This is a genomic window from Streptomyces sp. NPDC020379, from assembly GCF_044387105.1.
GTDB lineage: Bacteria > Actinomycetota > Actinomycetes > Streptomycetales > Streptomycetaceae > Streptomyces.
Genome location: NZ_JBIRVR010000001.1, coordinates 437531 through 455055 on the forward strand (window position 1 = coordinate 437531; position 17525 = coordinate 455055).

Below are 17525 nucleotides of genomic sequence, written 5' to 3' on the forward strand. Positions count from 1 at the left end.
AGGGCTATCGCCCGATCGGCCACGCCGCGGACTCGTGGTGTTCCACCTGCGCACACGCATCCGTCAGAGCCTCGAGCAACGACAACGGGTCTGGAAGAGCCCGCTCGGGCCCGTACAGCCAAGCCACCTGTCCGTCGGACGGCAGCCGCGACGGCGGCAGGAGAACGTAGCTGCCACGGCAATGCCAGCGCAGCCCGGGATGCTCGTCCAGCGTCTCCGGGTGGCAGTCGAGCTCACAGGGCCACCACTCGTCCTCGTCGTCGGGCGTGCCGCGGGTGGCCGTGAAGAAGAGCATGCGGTCGGGGGTGACGGTGGCGACCGGGCCCACCTCGACGCCGGCCGCCCCCAGCCGGTCGAGGGCCTTGCGGCCGGCCTCGGCGGGGACGTCGAGGACGTCGTGGGCGATGCCGGTGGCGGTGATGAAATTGGCCTCGGGCTGGGCCCGCAGCCACTTGGTGACCTGTTCGGCGTCGGTGGTGGCGAGGGTCTGCCAGGCGAAGGAGACGGGGTGGCGGCCGGGCGTCGGACAGCCGATGCGCTCACAGGAACAGCCGTAGCCCGACGGGTGCGCGGCGGGGGCCAGTGGGAAGCCCGCGGCTGCCGCGGCCAGGAGCAGTTCTTCGCGGGCGGCCTCCGAGGCCGCTCCGGTACCCGTATCGCCGCCCGCTCCGCTCCTGGGGCGGCGCAGCCACTGGGAGAACCTGCTCTTGCGTTCCATCTATCCCCTCACTTCGACCGCGGTCCGGCCTCAATGCTGCCACCATCCGGGGCCTGGTGTGACCGTCGGACGTATCCGGACGGTGTGAGACGGACCGCTCGCGCGGCCCCCCGCGCCGCCGTCAGCGGGGGGCGAGGCCGCGCAGTGCCAGCTCGACGACGGTGTCCGCGTAGGCGTGGGTCAGCGGCAGGGTGCGGGTCTGCCAGCGGTGGAAGAGCGGGCCGACCAGGAGTTCCAGGGCGATCCGCAGGTCGACGTCCTCGGCGAGCTGCCCGGCCCGCTGGGCGGCGCGCAGCCGGCGGACGTACGCCTGGAGCTGGGGTTCGAGGACCTTCTCGGTGAGCGCGCGGCCGAGCTCGGGGTCGTTCTGCGTCTCGGCCTGCAGGGCGCGGGTGGGGGCGTCGAGGCGCTCGCTGGTGAGGTCGTCCACCGTGGCCCGCAGCACGAGCTTGAGGTCGGCCTCCAGGTCACCGGTGTCGGGCAGCTCGATGTCGGCCGGGTCGATGCCCTCGGGCACGACCGCCTCGAAGAGGACCGCGGCCTTCGAGGGCCACCAGCGGTAGATCGTCTGCTTGCCGACGCCGGCGCGGGCGGCGATGGCCTCGATGGTGAGCTTGGTGAACCCCACCTCCGCGACCAGTTCGAGGGCCGCGTCGAGGATCGCACGGCGGGAGCGCTCGCTGCGGCGGCTGACGTCGGGGCTCTTGGGAGCGGGCGTCTTCTGGGACATGGCCGCATCCTAGCGAGCACGCGCATCCCACGAACCGATACGTATCGTCTTGACAAGACGGTGCGTCTCGTTCAGCCTTACGAGTGAAGCGAGACGGAGCGTCTCACAAGACCGGAAGGGGATCCCATGAGCCGGGGCGGCGCGGGCAACATGCTCGGAGTCGGCGGCACCCGCAGCAACCTCTCGCGCGGCGCGCTCCGCGGCGGCGGCCGGGGCGGCCGCACCGGGGGCGGCGCGGACGCGAACGCCCAGAAGCGGGAACTGCTACGGAAGTTGCGCGAGGGAAGGGGCAAAACCACCGGAGCGTGAGCGGGTCACGGGTAAACCACCCGTACGGTTCATGTGCCAAAGCCCTTGGAGCGAGGACGATTTGGGGCACGTGCCACAACCCCGCACGTGCCCCACACCACCGTGAGGAGCTCTCCTTGCGTATCGCTCCACCTGCCACCGCCGCCCCACGACGGGCCGCCGGGCCGCGGCGCTATCTGATGTGCCCCCCGACCCACTTCAGGGTCACCTACTCCATCAACCCCTGGATGGATCCGGCCAAGCCGGTCGACCTGCGCCTCGCGCTCGCGCAGTGGGAGGACCTGCGCGACCGGTACCTCGCCCTCGGGCACACGGTGGAAGTGCTCGAACCGCGCCCCGAGCTGCCCGACATGGTCTACGCCGCCAACGGCGCCACCGTGGTCGACGGGCGGGTGCTGGGCGCCCGCTTCGCCCATCCCGAGCGGACCGCCGAGGCGGCCGCGCACGCGGAGTGGTTCCGCGCGCACGGCTACCGCGACGTCCTCGAACCGGAGCACATCAACGAGGGCGAGGGCGACTTCGCCGTCACCGCCTCCTGGCTGCTCGCCGGGCGCGGCTTCCGCAGCAGCCCGCTGTCCCACCCCGAGGCACAGGAGTTCTTCGGCCGCCCGGTGATCGGGCTCGACCTGATCGACCCGCGCTACTACCACCTGGACACGGCGCTGTGCGTGCTCGACGGCGACGAGGTCATGTACTACCCCGGGGCCTTCTCCCCCGGCAGCCGGGCCGTGCTGGAGCGGCTCTTCCCCGACGCGCTGATCGCCACCGAGGAGGACGCCTCGGCGCTCGGCCTGAACGCGGTGTCCGACGGCCGCCATGTGCTCTTGCCGCAGGCGGCGGTGGGGCTCTTCGGGCCCTTGCGGGCGCGGGGGTACGAGCCGATCGGGCTGGATCTGGGCGAGCTCCTGAAGGGGGGCGGGAGTGTGAAGTGCTGCACGCTGGAATTGCGGTGACGGTGGCTCAGGTCGCGCGCCGGCCGCGGACCGGTGCGCCCGCGGCGGGCTCTTCCCCCTGCCCGCCCCTTCCCGGCCGCATCCCATGCGCGGCTCCGCCGCGTGGGGGACTCGCGCCCCGAGCCGCGGGCCGGTTCGCCGCCTGCGGCGGGAGCGGCCCTGGGGGTCCCCCCGGACGAAGTCCGCGGGAGCGTCCTCAAGCGCCGGACGGGCCGATTCCAGGCGCCCCGCCGTCGCCCCACTCCTCGCCCCAGTCGATGTCACGCGCCGCCTTGTAGACCGCCCCGTGCCGCTTCGTCACCGTCTGTCTCGTGAGGCCGTTCCCGGGGGTGCACAGGTCGAGCAGGACCTGCCCCTTGCGGATCTGCGGCTTGCGTACGACGCGGGCCGGCGCGGGGGGCACGTCGAGGTCGCGCACCGCGGCCACGTACGAGAACTTCTCGTCCTCGTACGGCAGCGAGCCTCCCTTCACCTGCCGGTGGAGGGAGGAGCGGCTCACCCGGGCGGAGAAGTGGCACCAGTCCGTGCCCCGCTCTATGGGGCAGGCGGCGCTGTGCGGGCAGGGGGCGACGACGCGGAACCCGGCCGCGATCAGGCGGTCGCGGGCCTCGATGACGCGGAGGTAGCCGTCGGGCGTGCCCGGTTCGATCAGGACGACGGCACGGGCGGCGCGGGCCGCCTCGTCGGTCACCGCGCGGCGGTCCGCCTCGGTGAGCTCGCCCAGGACGTACGAGACGGTGACGAGGTCCGTCCCGTCGGGGATCGCCAGGGCGCTGCCGATGGTCTGCCGCCGCCACTCGGCGGCGCGCAGGCCCGCGTCGTGCGCGGCGCCGGCCAGTTCGGCGCCGAGCGCGAGGGCGGGCTCGGCCCAGTCGAGGACGGTCGTGCGGCGCTCGTGCCCCTCCCACGCGGCGGCCACCGCCCAGCTCGCGGCGCCCGTGCCGCCGCCGACGTCGACGTGCGTGGCGGGCACCCACTCCGGGAGCCGGTCCCGGAACGCCTCCAGCGCCGACCGCACGGCCTCGAAGGTCGCGGGCATGCGGTAGGCGGCGTAGGCGACGACGTCGGAGCGGTCCCGCAGCACGGGAGTGTGCGTCGGGGTGCGCCCCCGGTAGCTGGCGATCAGCCGCTCGACGGCCTGCGCGGCGACGCGCGGCGGCAGCCCGTCGAGCACCGCGGCGAGCGCGGACCGCAGATTGTCGGCGACGGGAAGGGGGTGGGGGGCGTGCATTCGCAGAATTCTACGGTCTGGGCGGACGTCCTCAGCTGCCGGACCGGGCCCGCCAGGGCCGGCACAGCAACACAAAGCTCAGCACCGCCGCCACCGCGCAGACGACCTGCACCACCGCCATCGGCACGGCCGTGCCCTCGCCCGCGATGCCCACCAGGGGCGAGGCCACCGCCCCGAGCGCGAACGTCGACGTGCCCAGCAGGGCCGACGCCGAGCCCGCCGCGTCCCGCGAGCGCATCAGCGCCTGGGCGTTGGTGTTCGGCATGGCGAGGCCCATCGCCGACATCAGCACGAACAGCCCGGCCGCGACCGGTGCCAGTCCCGCCTTGCCGAAGACGCCGGAGGCCATCAGCAGCAGGGCGACGGACGCGAGGGTGACGACGGCGAGCCCGACGGCGAGCGCCTTGTCGAGGCTGACGCGCCCGACGAGCACCTTGCCGTTGATCTGGCCGACGATGACGAGGCCGATGGAGTTGAGGCCGAAGAGCAGGCTGAAGGTCTGCGGGGACGCCCCGTAGATGTCCTGGATCACGAACGGCGACGCGGAGATGTAGGCGAAGAGAGCGGCGAAGGCGAAGCCGCCGGAGAGCATGTAACCGGTGAAGACGCGGTCGCCGAGGAGCCCGCCCATGGCCCGCAGGGTCTCGCGGAGCCCGCCGGCCTGGCGCCGCCCGGGCGGCAGCGTCTCGCCCAGGCCGCGCCAGACGACGACGGTGAGCAGCAGGCCGACGACGGTGAGGACGACGAAGACGCCCCGCCAGTCGGTGATCCGCAGCACCTGTCCGCCGATGAGCGGGGCGACGACGGGGGCGACCCCGGAGATCAGCATGAGGGTGGAGAAGAAGCGGGCCATGGCGTCGCCGTCGTAGAGGTCGCGCACGACGGCCCGGGCGATGACGATGCCCGCCGCGCCCGCCAGCCCCTGCACGAGGCGGAAGGCGATCAGCAGTTCCGCGGTGGGCGCGAAGGCGCAGACGGCGGTGGCGAGGACGTAGATCATCATGCCGGCGAGAAGGGGCCGCCTGCGCCCCCACTTGTCGCTCATGGGACCGACCACGAGCTGGCCGAGCGCCATGCCCAGGAGGCAGGCGGTGAGCGTGAGCTGGACGGTCGCCGCGGGCCGGTGCAGGGCGTCGGTGACCTCCGGCAGCGCCGGGAGGTACATGTCCATGGACAGCGGCGGCAGGGCGGTGAGACCGCCGAGGACGAGGGTGACGAGCAGGCCCGTGCGCCGGGCCGCGGCCATGCGGTCGCCGGAGCCGCCCTCGGGGGCACGCTGGGGCGCGGCTGTGCCGCGGCCGGGGTCCGTCATGCGTCGCACTCCACGGTAGTTGTCGGATCAACCATTCAGTCCACCATGGTGACATGATCACCGGCGGCCCGGCCCGCGCCGGAAGGCCCGTGAAGAGCCGCAGGGAACTCAACTCCCTTGAATTACATGGCATCCACAGGCAACCCGGGCCCCACGTTTCCCGTGTTCCTCGATGAAGGCCATGAATCAGGTCTACAGGGAGGAACACGCCATGAACCGCGCATACCGCCTCGCCCTCACCGGTGCTCTCAGCGCCGCCCTCGTCACCGGCGGCGCGACCGCCGCCTTCGCCGCCGCCCCGTCCGCTTCCCCCTCCGTTTCCTCCTCCGCTTCCCCCTCCGCCGGGATATCCGCGCGGCCCGCGCTGACCGCGCAGGCGAGCACGGCCGGCGTCAACGCCTGGCAGGAGTTCCGCGTCTCCGGCAAGGCGACCGGCATCAAGGCGGGCACGAAGGTCACCCTCCAGCAGAAGCAGGGCTCCAAGTGGGTGTCGCTCCCCGCCACCGTCGCGGTCGACAAGAGCTCGGCCTACTCGATGCGCGTCAAGCTCGGCATCAAGGGCAAGAACTCCCTCCGCGTCACGGGCGGCCAGGCGACGTCCCCGGAGTTCACGGTCACGGTGCGCTGACCGGCCGCGGCCCCGAAGGCCCCGGCCCCCACCGGGGCCTTCGGCCGTCCTGGAGCCCGGTCGGACCTCCGTCAGCCCCCCGTCGGGCCCCGTCAGACCTCCGTCACCACGACGTCCAGCGCCCACGGCCGGCCCGCGCGGGCGGGGGCCGCGGCCTCCACCGTGTACTCCAGGTCCCGCAGCGCGGTCACCAGCTCCGGCACGTCGGCGGGGACGATGCCCGCCGTCAGGAGGTCGCGGACCAGGCGGCCCTTGGTCGCCTTGTTGAAGTGGCTCACCACGGACCGCTTCTCGACCCCGTCGACGATCTTCGACTGGAGGACCCGCACCGTCGCGGTGCGGCCCGCCACCTCGCCCTTGGGCTTCCACGCCGTGGCGTAGGCCGCCGACCTCAGGTCGAGCACCAGCCCGTCCGCCGCCGCCTCCGCCAGGTGCGGCTCCATCGCGCGGCGCCAGTACGCGCCGAGCGCGCCCAGCCCCGGCAGCCGTACGCCCATCGAGCAGCGGTACGACGGGATCGGGTCGCCCACCCGCACCGCGCCCCACAGCCCGGAGAAGACCAGCAGGAACGCCTCCGCGCGGCGGCGCGCCGCCGGGGGCAGGCCTGCCAGGCCCAGCGCGTCGTACAGCACGCCGGTGTAGACCTCACCGGCCGGGCGGGCGCCCGCCGTGCGCAGGCCCGCGTTCTTCGCGATCTCCCCGCGCAGGCCGGGCGAGAGCCCCAGCACCTCGGCGGCCTTGTCCGCGTCGGCCGCGCACAGCTCCACCAGCTCCGTCAGCACGGCCTCGCGCGCCCCGGACAGCCCCGGCAGCGACAGTGCCCCGAGGTCGAGGGCGGCCCCGGGCCCGCCCTCGACGGCCGTGGCCTTCCCCTCGGACGGCGGCAGCAGCACGAGCACGGTCGATCTCCTCCAGTGGTTCTTCTTCCGGTACGGCCCCGGGGCAGCCTAACGCCGCGCGCCGCTCCCGCCGTGCCCCGCGCCCGCGCCCCGCCTACGCTCGATGTCATGCCCCGCCGGCCGATCCACGTGACCGACACGGACGGCACGCCCCTGCGGGCCGCCCTGCGCGAGCTGCGCGCGCGGTCCGGGACACCCGTGGACTTCCCGGCCGAGGTCCTCGCGGAGGCCGAGCAGGCGGCGGCGCGGCCCCGGCTCCCGGCGCGCGACGCCACCGATCTGCCGCTCTTCACCATCGGCCCGCCCGACTCGCGCGACCTGGACCAGGCGATGTTCCTCGCCCGCCGGGGGACGGGCGGCTTCCGGGTGCACTACGCCGTCGCCGACGTCACCGCCTTCGTCCGCCCCGGCCAGGCCCTCGACGCCGAGGCACACCGCCGCGTCATGACCCTCTACTACCCGGACCGGCGCGTGCCCCTGCACCCGGACGTCCTCGGCGAGGGCGCCGCCAGCCTGCTGCCGGACCACACCCGGCCCGCCCTGCTCTGGCAGTTCGACCTCGACCCGGACGGCCAGGTCGAGCGGGCCGACGTGCGCCGCGCCCTCGTCCGCAGCCGGGCCAGGCTCGACTACGCGGGCGTGCAGCGCGCCGTGGACTCCGGCGCCGCCGAGGAACCGCTGTGCCTGCTGCGGGAGGTCGGGCTGCGCCGCGAGGAGCTGGAGCGCGCCCGCGGCGGCGTCTCCCTCGACGTCCCCGAGCAGCAGATCGTCCGCCGCGGCAACCACTACGCCCTCGAATACCGCGCGCCCCTGCCCGCCGACGGCTGGAACGCCCAGATATCCCTGATGACCGGCATGGCCGCCGCCGAGCTGATGCTCCGCGCGGGCACCGGCATCCTGCGCACCCTCCCGCCCGCGCCCGAGTCCGCCGTCGGCCGGCTGCGCCGCGTGGCCCGCGCCCTCGGCGTCAACTGGCCCGCGAACATGCCGTACGCCGTGGTCATCCGCGCCCTCGACCCCGCCCACGCCCAGCACGCCGCCTTCCTCCAGGAGTGCACCGCCCTCCTGCGCGGCGCCGGGTACGCGGTCTTCGACCGCGAGCGGCCGTCCGCCCACCCCGTGCCCAGCGACCCGGCCGCCCTCGCCCATGCCGCGCTCGCCGCGCCGTACGCCCACTGCACGGCCCCGCTGCGCCGCCTCGTCGACCGCTACACGGGCGAGCTGTGCCTGGCCGCGGCCGCCGGGACCGACCCGCCGGAGTGGGTGCGGGCCGCGCTCGACGCCCTGCCCGGCGAGATGGAGACGGGCGCGCGGCGGGCGGCCGAGGTGGAGCGGGAGTGCGTGGACCTGGTCGAGGCGGCGCTGCTGCGCGACCGGATCGGCCAGGTCTTCGACGCGTACGTCGTCGACGTCCAGGAGGAGCGCCCCACCGCGGGCACCGTCCACCTCTACGAGCCCGCCGTGGTCGGCCATGTCGAGGGCGACGGGGACGGCCCGCCCCTGCGGCTGGGCCACCGGATGCGGGTCCGGGTGATCGAGGCGGACCCGGGCCGGGACAAGCTCTGGTTCGCTCCGGCGTGACCGGCCGGGCTCGGGCAGCGAGGTCCAGGGGGCTGCGTCACGCCAGGTAACATGGTCGGCACGGCGGACGAGCCGGCCGGGCGGCCGCGTGGGATCTTCGGATCTCCCGAGGAACGTCCGGGCTCCACACGGCAGGGTGGTGGGTAACGCCCACCCGGGGTGACCCGCGGGACAGTGCCACAGAAAACAGACCGCCGGAGGCCGCGAGGCTTCCGGTAAGGGTGAAACGGTGGTGTAAGAGACCACCAGCGTCCGGGGTGACCCGGACGGCTAGGTAAACCCCACCCGGAGCAAGGTCAAGAGGGGTCGCCTCACGGCGGCCCTGCGCGGACGACCGAGGGCTGCCGGCCCGAGTCCGCGGGTAGACCGCACGAACCTGTCGGCAACGGCAGGTCTAGATGGATGGCCGCCTCCCCGGCCGCCGCGAGGCGACCGGGAGACAGAACCCGGCGTACAGGCCGACTCGTCCGTCGGCCATCTTGAGCGAGGCCCCTTGTCCTGCCGAAGCGGCAGGACAAGGGGCCTTCGCCGTATGCCCCGGGCCGGGCGCGAGGCCCCGCGTTGCGCCCTCCGCAACCACCATTGCGCACCCCACTCCCCCACGGCAGGATGCCGTGCGTGATGCCACCCCGTGACGTGCTCAGCCTCGCTCCCGTGCTGCCGGTGGTCGTGCTCGACGACGCCGGCGACGCCGTGCCGCTGGCACGGGCGCTGGTGGCGGGCGGGCTGCGGGCGGTCGAGATCACGTTGCGTACGGGCGCGGCGCTGGAGGCGATACGGGCCGTCGCGGCGGAGGTGCCGGAGGCGGTCGTCGGGGCGGGGACCGTGCTGACGCCCGATCAGGCCGAGGCGGCGACGGCGGCCGGGGCCGGGTTCCTGGTGAGCCCGGGGTGGACAAAGCGGCTGCTGGCCGCGGCGACGGCGGCGGGGGTGCCGTTCCTGCCGGGGGTGTCGACCGCCTCGGAGGTCATGGCGCTGCTGGAGCGCGGCGTGCGCGAGATGAAGTTCTTCCCCGCCGAGGCCGCGGGCGGGCCCGCGTTCCTCAGATCCCTCGCCGGGCCGCTGCCCGCGGCCCGCTTCTGCCCGACGGGCGGCATCGGCCCGCAGACGGCGCGCGCCTACCTGGCCCTGCCCAACGTCCGCTGCGTGGGCGGCACATGGATGCTGCCCGCCGACGCCCTCGCGGAGCGGGACTGGGCCCGGGTGACCGAACTCGCCCGCGCCGCCGCCTCCTTGCGCGGCTGAACCGGCGCCACGGGCCCCGCGATCACGCAGCGGTCACCTCAGCCCACCGGTCCGGTGTCGTCCGAAAGGGTCAATCCTGGAAACGCGCCATGGAACGCCATCGAACGCCATGGCCCCGCCGTACCTGCACCGCCACCCTCCCGCGGCCCGCAAACATCCGCTCTTGAGCCGTGATCACCGCGCCTGACCCGCGCTCCTTCCGCGTAGCCTGCTGCTCGCCATGAACGATTTCGTTGACGAGGCCCGCTCGCGAGTCGCACACCTGCTCAGGATGGCCAACACCACGGACGCCCGGATCAGGGCCCGGATCATCGAGTACGCGGACACCACCCCGGAGCCGCCAGTCATGAGCCGCGCCGGGATCGTCACCACCGGCTGCCCGCGCTGTCTGAGGACGGCGTGGCGGCAGCACGACGCCGAGGGCCCCGTGTGGGTCTGCGCGTCGTGCGGCCATGTGGAAGGAGTGATCGTGAAGTGCCCCCACTGCGCTGTCGCCATGACACCGCCGCCCATGGGTGCCCCCGACCGCTGGCAGTGCCCGACGTGCCCGCGCGTCGCGGCGACGGGCGAGAGCCCCCAGGCCATCGAGGAGCGTGAACAGCAGCGCCTGGCCGCGCTCGCGGCCCTGAACGAGGCGATAGCCCTGCGCGTCGCGGAGTAGCCGGGCGGGCTCCCGCCGGCGGCGGGAGCCCGTCGTGCCGCTATCGCAGGTGCGACGTGTCGTTCAGCAGCCGTACGGAGGCGTTGCCGTCCGCGTAATAGGCCACCGCCGAGAGCGAGGCCGCGGACAGCTCCATCCGGAACAGCGACTCCGGCGGGGCGCCCAGCGCGAGGCGGACGAGGGTCTTGACCGGGGTCACGTGCGTGACCAGGAGGACCGTCCGGCCCGCGTAGCGCGCGAGGAGCCTGTCGCGGGTGAGCGCGATCCGGCGGGCCACCGTGGCGAAGCTCTCGCCACCGCCGGTGGGCGCGGCCTTGGCGGAGGCGAGCCAGGCGTCGAGGTCGTCGGGGTGGCGCTCCTTGACCTCGGCGAAGGTCAGGCCCTCCCAGGCGCCGAAGGACGCCTCGCGCAGGCCCTCCTCGACGCGCGCCTCCAGGCCGAGGCGCGCGGCCACGGCGGCGGCCGTCTCCCGGCAGCGCCGCAGCGGCGAGGTGACGACGGCCTGGACGGTGCCGCGGGCGGCGAGGGCGGCCGCCGTGGCCTCGGCCTGGCGGCGCCCGGCGGGCGAGAGCGCGGGGTCGTCGCCACCGCTGCCGGAGAACCGCTTCTGCGGTGTCAGGGCCGTCTCGCCGTGCCGCAGCAGGACGAAGGTGGTGGGCGTACCGAGGTCGGCGGGTGCCGCCCAGCCGACGGGCGCGGCCTTGGGCTCGGCGAGCGCGGGCTCGTCCGGGAGCGCGGGTATGACGGGTTCCGGGGCCGGCCGCTCGCGGACGGCCGCGGTGGACGCGCCGGGCTCCCACTGCCTGCCGAGCCGTCCGGCGTCCATGGCCTCGTTGGCGAGCCGGTCCGCGTGCTTGTTCTGCTCGCGCGGGATCCACTGATAGGTGACACGCCCGGCCGGGAGGACCGTACGGGCCTCGGCGGCCAGCGGCTTCATGTCCGGATGCTTGATCTTCCAGCGGCCGGACATCTGCTCCACGACGAGCTTGGAGTCCATCCGGACCAGCACGACGGCCTCCGGGTCGAGGGCCTTCGCCGCCCGGAGTCCGGCGATGAGGCCCTTGTACTCGGCGACGTTGTTGGTGGCCGTGCCGATGTACTCGGCGGCCTCCGCGAGCGCCTCGCCCGTCGCCGGGTCCAGCACGACCGCGCCGTAGCCGGCGGGGCCCGGGTTGCCCCGGGACCCTCCGTCGGCCTCGACGACGAAGCGATGCGCCATGGCTGCTACAGGCCCGACTCGGAGGTGCGGACCAGGATGCGGGTGCAGTTCTCGCAGCGCACGACGGTCTCCGGGGCGGCGGCCCGGACCTCGTTGAACGCGGTGATGTCGAGCTCCACGCGGCAGCCCTCGCAGCGGCGCTGGTAGAGGCGGGCCGCGCCGACGCCGCCCTCCTTGACGCGCAGCTTGTCGTAGAGCTTCAGCAGGTCGGCCGGGATGGAACCGGCGACGATCTCACGCTGCTTGGCGACCGAGGCGGCCTCGGCGTCGATCTCGGCGAAGGCGGCGTCACGGCGCGCGACGGCGTCGTTGACCTTGGCCTGCACGGACTCCACGCGGCCGGTCAGCTCGGTGGCCCGCTCCTGCGCGGACTCGCGGCGCTCCATGACCTCCAGGACGACGTCCTCCAGGTCGCCCTGGCGCTTGGCGAGCGAGGCGATCTCGCGCTGGAGGTTCTCCAGGTCCTTGGCGGACATGCCGACACCGGTGTCCAGGCGCTGCTGGTCACGGGCGGCGCGCTGGCGCACCTGGTCGACGTCCGACTCGGCCTTGGACTGCTCGCGGGCGGTGTCGCTCTCCTCGGTCTGCGCGGCGACGAGGAGGTCGCGGTGCTGGATGAGGTCGGCCTCCAGCGAGGTGATCTCGGCGTGCTCGGGCAGGCTCTTGCGCTTGTGGGCGAGCTGTCCGAGGCGGGTGTCCAGGGCCTGGAGGTCGAGAAGGCGGATCTGGTCGGCGGGCGCGGCGTTCAGTTGGGGGCTCCTGTGGTTACTTGTGCGGGAAGGAGGACGCCGCGTGGGCGGTCCAGGGGTCGGTGACCGTACGGGAGATGTGGGTGCGCAGGCCCCACCCGTGACGGTCGGAGATCTCGTCGAGCTGGGCGGCGGCCTGCTCGGTCCAGGGCCACTCGGTGGCCCAGTGCGCGGCGTCGACCAGGGCGAGCGGGCTGTGCTGCTGGGCCTCGGACGCGGGGTGGTGGCGCAGATCGGCGGTGACGTAGGCGTCCACGCCCGCGGCCCGCACCTCGTCGAAGAGCGAGTCGCCGGAGCCGCCGCAGACGGCGACCGTGCGGATCATACGGTCCGCATCGCCCGCGACGCGGATGCCCTGCGCGGTGGAGGGCAGCCGCCGGGCGGCACGCTCGGCGAACTCGGAGAGCTTCACCGGCGGGTCGACCGCGCAGATCCGGCCGAGGCCGCGGCGGCCCTCGGGGTCGGCCGGGTCGGGCACCAGCGGTCCGGTGACGCGCAGGTCGAGCGCGCCGGCGAGGGCGTCGGAGACGCCGGGGTCGGCGCGGTCGGCGTTGGTGTGCGCGACGTGCAGGGCGATGTCGTGCTTGATGAGGGTGTGCACGGCCCGGCCCTTGAAGGTGGAGGCCGCGACCGTGGTCGTCCCCCGCAGATAGAGCGGGTGGTGGGTGACGAGCAGGTCGGCGCCGAGCTTCACGGCCTCGTCGACGACCTCCTGTACGGGGTCGACGGCGAAGAGGACCCGGCCGACGGTGGCCTCGGGGTCGCCGCAGACGGTGCCGACGGCGTCCCACTGCTCGGCCCGCTCCGGGGGCCACAGAGCGTCGAGGGCGGCGATGACTTCAGACAGTGCGGGCACGGGGGAAAGGCTACCTGTCCGACGTGCCCGCACGGCCATCGCGCGGGGGGCGACCGCTCCGGGCGCTACTTCACCAGGAAGCCGCGAAGATCGTCGAGGACGCTGTTCGCGGCGGTGACCCCCAGGCCGAGGTACCAGGTCTCGTCCTTGACGTCCTTGGCGTGCCCGTCCTTGACCGCCTTCAGGTTCTTCCACAGGGGGTTGTCCTGGGCGCTGTCGCGCTTGGTCTTGTCGGGGTCGCCGTAGACGCCGGTGAAGATCCAGTCGGCGTCCGCCTGATCGATGTTCTCCGGGCTGATCTGCTCGGCGAGCTTGTCGCCCTGCTGGTTCTTCGGACGCGGCAGGCCGGCGTCCTTGAGAACGGTGCCGATGAAGGACTGGCCCGCGTAGAGGCGGGTGAACTGCGGCATGTAGCGCAGCATGGTGATCGTCGGCTTCTTCTCCCCGACGTCCTCGCCGAGCTTCTTCGCCTTGGCCTCGTAGGCGTCGAGGTTCTTCCTCGCCTCGGCGGTCCGGTCCAGGGCGGCGGCGTTGAGGAGGTAGTTCTCCTTCCAGGTGAAGCCCGGGCGGACGGAGAACACGGTCGGCGCGATCTTCGACAGGTTCTTGTAGCTCTTCTCCGCGCGCAGCTTGCTGCCGAGGATCAGGTCGGGGTGGAGGTCGTTGATGGCCTCCAGGTCGAGATTGTTGATGGTGCCGACGCTCTTGGGCTCCCCGGCGTCCTTCTTGAGGTAGTCGGGGATGCCCTGGCTGCCCTCGGTGGGCGCCCAGCCGACCGGCTTCAGGCCGAGCGAGACGACGTTGTCGAGCTCGCCGACGTCGAGGACGACGACGCGCTTGGGCCGCTCCTTGATCTCCGTGGTGCCCAGCGCGTGGGTGACCGTGCGCGGGAACCGGCCGGGCGCCGCGTCCGTGCCCATCTTCCTCGTCTGCTCGCCGGCCTTGCCGAAGTCCTTGCCGCCCTCGGCCACGGCCTTGGAGCCGTTGCCACCGTCCTTGCCCGCCGAGTCCTTGCCGTCGTCGGAGGAGCCGCAGGCCGCGAGGGACAGCGCGGCGGCTATGGAGAGGGCGACGGCGGCGGTGCCGCGGCGGCGAAGGGACATCACGTGCTCCAGGAGTGAGGGGTGCGAACGGGGTTCGGAGGCATACCCGTCGAGCGGCCGTCAAGACGGCCGGTCCAGCCACTTAGGTACGCCTTACCTTAATCGGACGGCACCGCACGAAGCACACCCACCCCCCATCGCTCAGGCGAATCGGACATCCGCCACCCTTACGCGTGAAGCGGACCCGCTCTCATTGTTCGGCAGGTAGTGCGATAACTACGTTCAGTGCCGGAGGTGACGTTTCTCATGACGGTCTGTGCCCCCCAGAGCACTCCACAGAGCACCCCACGGAGTGCGTCGATGGACATGAGACGCGCGGCATTCACGGTCACAGCGGACGGTTCGTACGCCGCGCGGCTGGCCCTCGACGGCGGAACGGGTGGCTGGTTTCCGGAGCGCTGGACGCTCGACGGCCCCGAACCGTACGCCGTGCCGCTGCCCGGCACCCAGCCCGAGGAGCCCGACAGCGATGTGCTGCCGCTCTCCGACGGCCGGGTCCTGATCCGGCGCAAGGTGGCCGAGCGGCACACGGTCTCGCTGCTCTACCCCACCGGCCCCGGCACCGGAGAGCTGCAGGTCGGAGCCGTGGAGTGCGAGCGGCTGTCCCTGCTGCCACCGGCGCCCGGCGGCACCGCGGCGTACGGCCTGGTGCACCACGAGCGCTCCACCGCGCTGTGGCTGCTGCACGGCGGCGCGTTCGGTCCCGAGCGGATCGCCGAGGTCGGGGGCCGCTGCACGGGCGGCGCGTGGCTCGACCGTACGGGCCGGCTGCTCGCCCTCGACCGCGAGCACGACGGGCGCACGAAGACCGTGATCGTCGATCTCGGGCGCGGTGGCGAGATCAGTCCCCTCCTCCAGATCACCGAGGAGAGCCAGGACCGGCTGCTGCTGGCCGACCCGTACAGCGGTCTCCTGCTCGTCCGCTCGGACGCGCCCGGCCACGACCGGCTGGGCTGGGGGGTGCTGGGCTCCGCGCGGCCGGTGCGCTTCCCGGAGTGCCTGCGGCTGCCCAACGCCGTGCTCACCCCCTTCGCCGCGCAGCCCGGCCAGGAGCTGGCGCCCGAGGGGTGCGCGGTGGCGTTCCGCATCGAGGGGCCGACCGGCAGCTGGGTGGGCGTGTGGCGCCCGGCGGCCCGCCGCCTCCAGCAGTTCCCCGCCCCGGCGGGCTGGCTGGTGGGCACGGGCCTGTGGACCGCCGGCGGCGAGCTCCGCCTGCCGTACGTGACGCCGTACGTGCGCTGCGGCCTGGCCCGCCTGCGCCTCCCGGACACGGATCGCGACCGGGCGCGCGGCGAGGACCGGGATACGGCCCGCGCCCCTCAGGGAGCCCCCGCACCCCCACCGGCCGCCGGCCACCCCCGGGGGCCGAACCCGTCCCCGGCGCCCCCCGGCCCCTCGGGGACACCGAGGCCCTCACGGGGGGAGCCGGCGCCTTCTGAACGGGGCGGCGGGACAAGCCCGTTGCCCTCGCGGGGGGCACCGGCGCCTCCTGACCGGGCTCGCCTGGCAGGCCCCATGCCGCCGCTGGGGGAACCGGCGCCTCCGGCCCCATCGGCCGCCGACCGGGCACGCGTGCCGAACCCCACGCCCGGTACGCCGGGGGGCCCGGCCCCCACCGCCCCGTCACTCTCGGACCGGGGCCCCCACCCAGCCGGTCCCGCCGCCCGGCACGTCCCTCCTGATGCGATCCGGACCCCGGGCTCGCTGGGAGAACCCGCACCCCTCCGGACCCCGGGCAACACCCCGGCAAACCCGTCCGCCTCCGCGACCCGGCCGCTCACCCCCGACCCGGCACCGCTGGGAGACCCCGCACCGGGCAGCACCCCCGCGGCCCGGCACCTCCCTCCCGGCCCGACGCCGCTGGGAGCACCGGCGCCCTCCAACCCGTCTCCCACCGACCCGGCCCAGGCACCGAGCCCCACGCCCCCGCCTCGGACCACCGACCCGCTGGAACAACGGACTTCCTTCCAGGCCCCGGGCAACAACCCTGCCGACCCGACCGCCTCGGCACCCCGGCGTCTCCCTGCCGACCCGATGCGGACCCCGGCCCCGCTCGGGGAACCCGCACCCGTCCGGGCCCCGGGCTGTCACACCCCACCGAGCCCCACCACCCCCGCCCCCCGGAACATTCCTCCCGGCCCGTCCCCGCTGGGGGAATCGGCCTCCCTCCGGGCCCCGGCGGGCCCGTCCACCTCCGCGACCCGGCCGCTCACCCCCGACCCGATGACCCAGCTGGGCGCACCGGGCCCCGGCCAGGACAGGCCGGCGGACGCCGTACCCGCCCCCCGAACCCTCCCTCCGGACGCCGGTCCGCTGGAGCGGCCGGCAACCGCCGACCGGGGGCAACAGCCCGACGGGCAGCCCCGGATCGTGCCCGCTGAGGCGACGGGGCCGTCCGCCGACCGGGGCCGCGTGCCGCACACCGGCCCGGCGCGTCCCTTCGCTTCCGCCCCGCTGGGGCAACCGGCACCCGTGGCCCAGGGCGCGCGCCCCGGCCAGGCGAGCCCGGCCGCCTCCGTCTCCATGAGTGCGCCGGACCGAGCCCTGGGCCTGACCCCCCATCCGGCGAACCCGTCCGCCGCCGCCCCTCCTTCGGCCCACGACCAGGTCCGGATCCCGTCGCGCGAAGCGGCGGGCCCCGCCCCCATGACCCCGGATCCGGTCCCGTCGGGGCACAGGCCGACCGACGCCACCGGCCGGCCCCGGACCCCGGACCCCGAGCCGATGCGCCCGGCGGTCCCGACCGCCCGGAGCGTGCTCCGGGATCTGGCGGATCCCTCCCCCGGGCCTGCTCCGGCCCGCAGACCGCTCGCCACGCCGGATCCCGTGCGGGCCGCCGCCTGCGACACGGCGGCCCAAGGGCTGATCCCCGTGCCCGTGCAGGGGCCCGTGCTCGGGCCGCCGGCGCAGCGGGTGGAGCCCGAGGTGTGGACCGCTGTGCCGCCGTCCGTCTACCCCGGGCGGCCGGCGGCGATGCCGGAAGCCTGGTCGGCGGCCGCCCGGCCCGCTCCGGCCACGCGGGGGTACGAGTGCCCGTCCCGGCCCGTGCCCCTGCAACAGGCACCGCTCGGGCGGAATCCCCATCCCTGAGCGGGGCGACTCGCCGACGGACCGGGTGGCTAGGCGATCAAGGTCCCGTTAGTATCGGGCGGGGGCTGCGCAGCTGTACCGGACGGACACCGGAGTGGACCGGACGGTCGTGCGCGGAAAGTGTGTTGACTTCCGTCGACGCCGTGCGCCACTGCCATGGCCCCCGAGCGCAGAGCACGCAGACCCCATCCGACGGAGTGACTTTCCCCATGCCCGACGCCCGAACCGACACGACCGAAGC

The 17525-nt window shown here is 74.4% G+C and carries 16 protein-coding genes and 1 other RNA gene; 8 read left to right on the forward strand and 9 right to left on the reverse strand.

All coding sequences use genetic code 11. The annotated features are described in order from the left end of the window. Positions 1–4 precede the first annotated feature (4 nt). Both ACH427_RS02010 and ACH427_RS02015 read right to left on the reverse strand, forming a co-directional pair. On the reverse strand, positions 5–718 hold the full coding sequence (locus ACH427_RS02010) for a bifunctional DNA primase/polymerase (protein ID WP_398867388.1): 714 nt from the start codon (positions 716–718) through the stop codon (positions 5–7). A 121-nt stretch (positions 719–839) separates the two neighbouring features. Further along, positions 840–1448, reverse strand: a complete 609-nt coding sequence (locus ACH427_RS02015) for a TetR/AcrR family transcriptional regulator (RefSeq protein WP_398867389.1) — start codon at positions 1446–1448, stop codon at positions 840–842. A 126-nt stretch (positions 1449–1574) separates the two neighbouring features. Here ACH427_RS02015 and ACH427_RS02020 point away from each other — a divergent pair, with 126 nt between their 5' ends. Together ACH427_RS02020 and ddaH are read left to right on the forward strand one after the other, a co-directional pair. Next, positions 1575–1757, forward strand: a complete 183-nt coding sequence (locus tag ACH427_RS02020) for a DUF6243 family protein (RefSeq protein ID WP_398867390.1) — start codon at positions 1575–1577, stop codon at positions 1755–1757. A 122-nt stretch (positions 1758–1879) separates the two neighbouring features. Beyond that, the gene (gene ddaH / locus ACH427_RS02025; RefSeq protein WP_398867500.1) at positions 1880–2710 is read left to right on the forward strand and encodes a dimethylargininase; all 831 of its coding nucleotides are present in this window, start codon (positions 1880–1882) and stop codon (positions 2708–2710) included. A gap of 196 nt (positions 2711–2906) precedes the next feature. Here ddaH and ACH427_RS02030 read toward each other — a convergent pair whose 3' ends face one another. Further along, on the reverse strand, positions 2907–3941 hold the full coding sequence (locus ACH427_RS02030; protein WP_398867391.1) for a small ribosomal subunit Rsm22 family protein: 1035 nt from the start codon (positions 3939–3941) through the stop codon (positions 2907–2909). A 31-nt stretch (positions 3942–3972) separates the two neighbouring features. Beyond that, the gene (locus ACH427_RS02035; protein ID WP_398867392.1) at positions 3973–5253 is read right to left on the reverse strand and encodes a Bcr/CflA family multidrug efflux MFS transporter; all 1281 of its coding nucleotides are present in this window, start codon (positions 5251–5253) and stop codon (positions 3973–3975) included. 211 nt (positions 5254–5464) lie between these two features. On the opposite strand from ACH427_RS02035, the gene ACH427_RS02040 reads away from it, so the two are divergent. After that, positions 5465–5881: a hypothetical protein gene (locus ACH427_RS02040; protein WP_398867393.1), complete on the forward strand. Its 417-nt coding sequence runs from the start codon at positions 5465–5467 to the stop codon at positions 5879–5881. 92 nt (positions 5882–5973) lie between these two features. On the opposite strand, the gene yaaA is transcribed toward ACH427_RS02040, so the two are convergent. Then, positions 5974–6780, reverse strand: coding sequence for a peroxide stress protein YaaA (yaaA, locus tag ACH427_RS02045; RefSeq protein WP_398867394.1), 807 nt, complete (start codon positions 6778–6780; stop codon positions 5974–5976). Positions 6781–6888: 108 nt separating this feature from the next. On the opposite strand from yaaA, the gene ACH427_RS02050 reads away from it, so the two are divergent. From ACH427_RS02050 to ACH427_RS02065, 4 genes are all read left to right on the forward strand, one after another. Further along, positions 6889–8361 (forward strand): RNB domain-containing ribonuclease, encoded by a 1473-nt coding sequence (locus tag ACH427_RS02050; protein ID WP_398867395.1) that lies wholly within the window; start codon positions 6889–6891, stop codon positions 8359–8361. A 68-nt stretch (positions 8362–8429) separates the two neighbouring features. Beyond that, positions 8430–8831, forward strand: an RNA gene (rnpB, locus tag ACH427_RS02055) — RNase P RNA component class A. Positions 8832–8982: 151 nt separating this feature from the next. Next, positions 8983–9606, forward strand: coding sequence for a bifunctional 4-hydroxy-2-oxoglutarate aldolase/2-dehydro-3-deoxy-phosphogluconate aldolase (gene eda / locus ACH427_RS02060; RefSeq protein ID WP_398867396.1), 624 nt, complete (start codon positions 8983–8985; stop codon positions 9604–9606). A gap of 220 nt (positions 9607–9826) precedes the next feature. Then, on the forward strand, positions 9827–10267 hold the full coding sequence (locus ACH427_RS02065) for a hypothetical protein (RefSeq protein WP_398867397.1): 441 nt from the start codon (positions 9827–9829) through the stop codon (positions 10265–10267). Positions 10268–10307: 40 nt separating this feature from the next. On the opposite strand, the gene ACH427_RS02070 is transcribed toward ACH427_RS02065, so the two are convergent. The 4 genes from ACH427_RS02070 to ACH427_RS02085 form a co-directional block, all read right to left on the reverse strand. Next, positions 10308–11486 (reverse strand): bifunctional RNase H/acid phosphatase, encoded by a 1179-nt coding sequence (locus ACH427_RS02070; RefSeq protein WP_398867398.1) that lies wholly within the window; start codon positions 11484–11486, stop codon positions 10308–10310. Positions 11487–11491: 5 nt separating this feature from the next. Further along, complete coding sequence (locus ACH427_RS02075; protein ID WP_398867501.1) at positions 11492–12235, reverse strand: zinc ribbon domain-containing protein; 744 nt, start codon at positions 12233–12235, stop codon at positions 11492–11494. 16 nt (positions 12236–12251) lie between these two features. Next, complete coding sequence (locus tag ACH427_RS02080) at positions 12252–13091, reverse strand: Nif3-like dinuclear metal center hexameric protein (RefSeq protein WP_398867399.1); 840 nt, start codon at positions 13089–13091, stop codon at positions 12252–12254. 65 nt (positions 13092–13156) lie between these two features. Continuing rightward, positions 13157–14194 (reverse strand): ABC transporter substrate-binding protein, encoded by a 1038-nt coding sequence (locus ACH427_RS02085; RefSeq protein ID WP_398867400.1) that lies wholly within the window; start codon positions 14192–14194, stop codon positions 13157–13159. 300 nt (positions 14195–14494) lie between these two features. Between ACH427_RS02085 and ACH427_RS02090 the strand changes: the two genes are divergently transcribed. Next, entirely contained in the window at positions 14495–17284 is a 2790-nt protein-coding gene (locus ACH427_RS02090; protein ID WP_398867401.1) for a hypothetical protein, read from the forward strand. Positions 17285–17525: the final 241 nt, after the last annotated feature.

Bases quoted from the DNA above. Each gene is read 5' to 3' on its own strand.
- ACH427_RS02040 (WP_398867393.1), top strand. From the start codon at position 5,465: ATGAACCGCGCATACCGCCTCGCCCTCACCGGTGCTCTCAGCGCCGCC.
- ACH427_RS02065 (WP_398867397.1), top strand. From the start codon at position 9,827: ATGAACGATTTCGTTGACGAGGCCCGCTCGCGAGTCGCACACCTGCTC.
- ACH427_RS02050 (WP_398867395.1), top strand. From the start codon at position 6,889: ATGCCCCGCCGGCCGATCCACGTGACCGACACGGACGGCACGCCCCTG.
- eda (WP_398867396.1), top strand. From the start codon at position 8,983: ATGCCACCCCGTGACGTGCTCAGCCTCGCTCCCGTGCTGCCGGTGGTC.
- ACH427_RS02035 (WP_398867392.1), bottom strand. From the start codon at position 5,253: ATGACGGACCCCGGCCGCGGCACAGCCGCGCCCCAGCGTGCCCCCGAG.
- ACH427_RS02030 (WP_398867391.1), bottom strand. From the start codon at position 3,941: ATGCACGCCCCCCACCCCCTTCCCGTCGCCGACAATCTGCGGTCCGCG.
- ACH427_RS02015 (WP_398867389.1), bottom strand. From the start codon at position 1,448: ATGTCCCAGAAGACGCCCGCTCCCAAGAGCCCCGACGTCAGCCGCCGC.
- ACH427_RS02010 (WP_398867388.1), bottom strand. From the start codon at position 718: ATGGAACGCAAGAGCAGGTTCTCCCAGTGGCTGCGCCGCCCCAGGAGC.
- ACH427_RS02085 (WP_398867400.1), bottom strand. From the start codon at position 14,194: ATGTCCCTTCGCCGCCGCGGCACCGCCGCCGTCGCCCTCTCCATAGCC.
- ACH427_RS02070 (WP_398867398.1), bottom strand. From the start codon at position 11,486: ATGGCGCATCGCTTCGTCGTCGAGGCCGACGGAGGGTCCCGGGGCAAC.
- ACH427_RS02090 (WP_398867401.1), top strand. From the start codon at position 14,495: ATGGACATGAGACGCGCGGCATTCACGGTCACAGCGGACGGTTCGTAC.
- ACH427_RS02020 (WP_398867390.1), top strand. From the start codon at position 1,575: ATGAGCCGGGGCGGCGCGGGCAACATGCTCGGAGTCGGCGGCACCCGC.